The organism is Oscillochloris sp. ZM17-4, from assembly GCF_019599295.1.
Taxonomy (GTDB): Bacteria; Chloroflexota; Chloroflexia; order Chloroflexales; family Chloroflexaceae; genus Oscillochloris.
This window is the reverse complement of the sequence record NZ_JAIEWN010000076.1, coordinates 6,411-10,639: the sequence shown is the minus strand read 5'-3', so window position 1 is coordinate 10,639 and position 4,229 is coordinate 6,411. Positions and strand designations below refer to the sequence as shown.

Annotated in this window: 3 protein-coding genes and 1 pseudogene; 2 read left to right on the top strand and 2 right to left on the bottom strand. The window is 66.9% G+C overall.

What is annotated here, in order from left to right; translation table 11 throughout:
- Both lysS and greA read right to left on the bottom strand, forming a co-directional pair.
- The coding region (lysS, locus tag K2Z83_RS26480; RefSeq protein ID WP_220598171.1) for a lysine--tRNA ligase at positions 1-1,429 on the bottom strand (1,429 nt) is incomplete at its 3' end.
- 145 nt (positions 1,430-1,574) lie between these two features.
- Positions 1,575-2,048 carry a transcription elongation factor GreA gene (gene greA, locus K2Z83_RS26475; RefSeq protein WP_220598170.1) on the bottom strand — a complete coding sequence of 158 codons (474 nt, stop codon included), beginning with the start codon at positions 2,046-2,048 and terminating at the stop codon, positions 1,575-1,577.
- Between the two features lie 423 nt (positions 2,049-2,471).
- Here greA and K2Z83_RS26470 point away from each other — a divergent pair, with 423 nt between their 5' ends.
- Entirely contained in the window at positions 2,472-3,851 is a 1,380-nt protein-coding gene (locus tag K2Z83_RS26470; RefSeq protein WP_220598169.1) for a phosphomannomutase/phosphoglucomutase, read from the top strand.
- Positions 3,848-4,229 (top strand): annotated as a pseudogene (locus K2Z83_RS26465) (phosphoglucomutase); the annotation flags it as partial. The gene K2Z83_RS26470 and the pseudogene K2Z83_RS26465, both read left to right, overlap by 4 nt.

Sequence of the window (4,229 nt, the reverse complement as noted above, 5' to 3'; positions counted from 1 at the left end):
GGATAGTCGGCTGGTCGGTGAGCAGCATGGCGATCCGGTCGATGCCGAGGCCGAGGCCGCCGGTGGGCGGCAGGCCGTACATCAGGGCGTTGATATAGTCGGCGTCCATCTGGTGGGCCTCGTCGTCGCCGGCGTCGAAGGCCTTCAGCTGGTCGAGGAAGCGCTGCTCCTGGTCGAAGGGGTCGTTGAGCTCGCTGAAGGCGTTGCCGAGCTCCATCCCGGCGACGAAGGCCTCAAACCGCTCGGTGAAGGCGTCCTGGCCGGGCTTGCGCTTGGCGAGGGGCGAGAGCTCCACCGGGTAGTCGATGATAAAGGTAGGCTGGACGAGCAGGGGCTGGACGAACTCGCTGAACAGCTCATCGACCTGCTTGCCCCAGGTGCTCTTGCGCTCGACCTTGATGCCTGCGTCGGCGATGGCGCGGTGCAGGGCGTCGATCTCGCTGACGCTGGCGATATCGATGCCGGTGCGCTCAGCGATCGCCTCGGCCATGGGGATGCGCGCCCAGTCGCGGCCGAAGTCGATCTGCTGGCCCTGGAAGGGCACCACGGCCGCGCCGGTGACGGCGACGGCCATCTCGCGCAGCAGGTCCTCGACGAGGCGCATCATATCGCGGTAGTCGGCGAAGGCCTGGTAGCACTCCATCATAGTGAACTCGGGGTTATGGCTGCGGTCCACCCCCTCGTTGCGGAAGTCCTTGCCGATCTCGTAGACGCCGGGGAAGCCGGCGACGATCAGGCGCTTGAGGTAGAGCTCGGTAGCGATGCGCAGGTAGAGGCTCTGGCCGAGCTGGTTGTGGAAGGTGCTGAAGGGCCGCGCGGCGGCGCCGCCGTAGATCGGCTGGAGCACCGGCGTCTCCACCTCAAGGAAGCCGCGGGCGTCGAGGACGCGGCGCATGGTGCTGACGGCCAGGGAGCGGGCGCGGAAGACCTCGCGGCGCTCGGGGTTGACGATCAGGTCGAGGTAGCGCTGGCGGTGGCGCTCCTCCACATCGCTCAGGCCGGCCCACTTCTCGGGCGGCGGGTTGATCGCCTTGGCGAGCACCGTGATCGCGCGCACGAAGATCGAGCGCTCGCCCTTCTGGGTGAGGCGCAGCTGGCCCTCCACCTCGATGATATCGAAGGTGTCGAGGTCGTCGCGGAAGCGGGCGAACTGCTCGTCGCCGAGCTCGGCGCGGCTGATCCAGAGCTGGATGGAGCCGCTGCCGTCCTCGATGTGGGCGAAGGCGATCTTGCCCATCACGCGGCGGGCGCCGATGATACGCCCGGCCAGGGTCAGGCCGGCCTCGGACTCGGCCAGCGTATCAAACTGCTCCAGCGCGGCGGCGATGGTGTGGGTGCGCGCGCTGCTCGTCGGGTACGGGTTTAGCCCAGCCGACCGCAGCCGCTCAAGCTTGGCCTGGCGCTGGGCCTGTAGATCATTCAGCTCCATGATGCCCTATCCTATGCGACGCCGCACGCCGCAGGCTACAATGAGTCCACATTATACCATCCTCACATCTGCCCCATTCATCACAATAAAAAAGCCCCGCTCCCTGAGGGGGAGCGGGGCCACTATTGAGAGAGGGGAAGGGTGGCTACTTCACCTTCACAATGGTCAGCTTCATCACGCCCGAGGGGGTCTGCACCGTCACCTTATGACGGGCGCGTTTACCCAGGAGCGCCGCGCCGATCGGCGACTCGTTCGAGATGCGGCCCTGGCGCGGGTTGGCCTCGGCGCTGCCGACGATCGTCCAGGTCTCCTCCTCATCATCCGCCTCAATCCGCACCGTCACCGACGAGCCGACGCGCACCTCGCCGTTGCCGTGGCTCTCCTCATCTATCAGCTCGGCGCGAGAGAGGATATGCTTAATATCACGGATCCGGCCCTCTAGCAGCGACTGCGACTTCTTCGCATCCTCATACTCGCCGCTCTCAGAGATGTCACCAAGCTCTTTGGCGGCCGAGATGCGCTCCGCGACCTGCTTGCGCTCAACGGTAGTGAGCTCCTCAAGCTCGGCCTCGAGCTTCGCGCGACCATCACGGGTCAGGTATGTTGGCTTGTCTGCCATCGTCTCAATGCCTTCTGCTGAGCAGTCGCCTGAGGGGAGCTACAGCGTGGGAGAGCCGGGGATGGCTCTGCTCCCGGGGCGATACAAAAAGAAGAACTGAGAGCAGAACTCTCAGTCGCGTCGCAGGCCGCAGACTTCACCGCCTGCATATTAAAACCTTTGATGTTCGAGATTATACGAGAGATCGGGGCGTTTGTAAAGAACCTTGACGGATGCGACCCTTTACGCTAGGATCGATGTCGTACTATCCCCACATCATATCTCTCACGACAAGGCTCGTGGATACATGACTGTCTCGACACCAACCCAACAACCCAATGGCCCGGCACGCACATGCTGCGGGGCTGCGGGGCTGCGGGGCTGTCGAAGGCATCTCGCGGCATCCTGAACCCTTGCCTCTGGCCCTGTACTGAGGAGATGGCGATGGCCCTGGCGCTTAACCAAACGATCTTCCGCGCCTACGACATCCGCGGCGTCGTCGATAGCGATCTGGACGAGGCGATCTACTCACGCCTTGGGCAGGCCGTGGGCACGATCTTTTTGGGCCAGGGCCGCCGGAGCATGGCGGTCGGGCGCGACGCGCGCCTGAGCTCGCCGCAGTTTCAGCAGGCCCTGATCGCGGGCCTGCGCTCCACCGGCATGGATGTGGTGGACATCGGCCAGGTGCCGACGCCACTGATGTACTTCGCCGTCGAGCAGCTGGGGCTCGACGCGGGCGCGATCGTCTCGGCCAGCCACAACCCGCCCGAGTACAATGGCCTGAAGCTGCGCCGCGCCCACCCGACCTTCGGCAGCGAGCCGCTGGCCAGCGAGGACATCCAGGAGGTGGGCGCGGTGGCCCTGGCCGGCAGATTCGCCGAGGGCGCGGGGGCGCTCACGCAGGCCGATGTGAGCGACGCCTATGTGGCCTCGGTCGCGCGGCTGCTCCCGTTTACAGGGAAGCGGCCGCGTGTGGTGCTCGACGGCGGGAACGGCGTGGGCGGGCCGATCGGCATACGCACCTACCAGGCGCTCGGCCTGGATGTGGTGCCGCTCTTCATCGAGCCCGACGGCCGCTTCCCCAACCACCACCCCGACCCGCTGAAGCCCGAGAACCTGCAGCACCTGATCGCGGCCGTGCGCGAGCACAAGGCCGACATCGGGATCGGCCTGGACGGCGACGGCGACCGGCTGGGCGTGGTGGACGGCGAGGGGCAGATCGTCTTCGCCGACCGCTACCTGATCGCGCTGGCGACCTACCTGCTGGGGCTGCGCAAGGGCCACGTGATCTTCGACGTGAAGTGCAGCGCCGTGCTGCCCAAGGCGATCGCCGCCCTCGGCGGCACCCCGGTGATGTGGAAGACCGGCTACTCCAGCATCTCGGCGAAGATGCGCGAGCTGGACGCGGTGCTCGGCGGCGAGCTGAGCGGGCACACCTTCGCAACCTACCCGGGCCACTACTTCGACGACGGCACCTTCGCCGGCGCGCACCTGCTCTTCGCCCTGGCCCAGCTGGGCACGACCCTGCGCGAGGCGCTGGCGCCCTACCCCGACCTGCCCTCGATCGACGAGGGCCGCATCCCCTTCGCCGAGGACCAGAAGTTCCGCGTGATCGACTACGTGCGCGATCGCTTCGCCGGCGACTACCCGGTGTTCGACATCGACGGGGTGCGGGTGGACTTCGGCGACGGCTGGGGGCTGGTGCGGGCGTCGAACACCGAGCCGGCGATCACCACCCGCTTCGAGGCCGAGACGATGGAGCGCGCCCAGGCCATCCGCGACCTGATGATGTCTGCGGTGGAGGAGTTCCGTAACCGCTTATGAACCCTCGCTACCGCCTTCTCGCCCACACATGGGAGGCTGTCTACACAGCCGATTTTACCCTCGATCAGGTGCGGCGGCGCGGCGCGATGATCGCAGATGGCCTGGCCGGGCGTGGCTGGAGCTGCCTGGTCGCGTACGACACACGTTTTATGGGCAACCTCTTCGCCCGCGCGATCAGCGCCGACCTGAACGCCCGCGGGGTGCGCTCGCGCCTGGCCGCGGCCCCCACGCCCCTCCCGGCGATCTACTACGCCCTCGACCGTAAGATCGCCGACTGCGCCCTGGTGGTGACGGCGCGCAAGCGCCCCTACTACTACAACGGCCTGGCGCTGATCGCCCCCACCCCCGGCATCGCGCTGCCCAGCGCCGACGACCAGG

What these genes read in the sequence shown, in the direction of transcription:
- greA (WP_220598170.1), bottom strand. Translation starts at nt 2,048, where the DNA reads ATGGCAGACAAGCCAACATACCTGACCCGTGATGGTCGCGCGAAGCTC.
- K2Z83_RS26470 (WP_220598169.1), top strand. Translation starts at nt 2,472, where the DNA reads ATGGCCCTGGCGCTTAACCAAACGATCTTCCGCGCCTACGACATCCGC.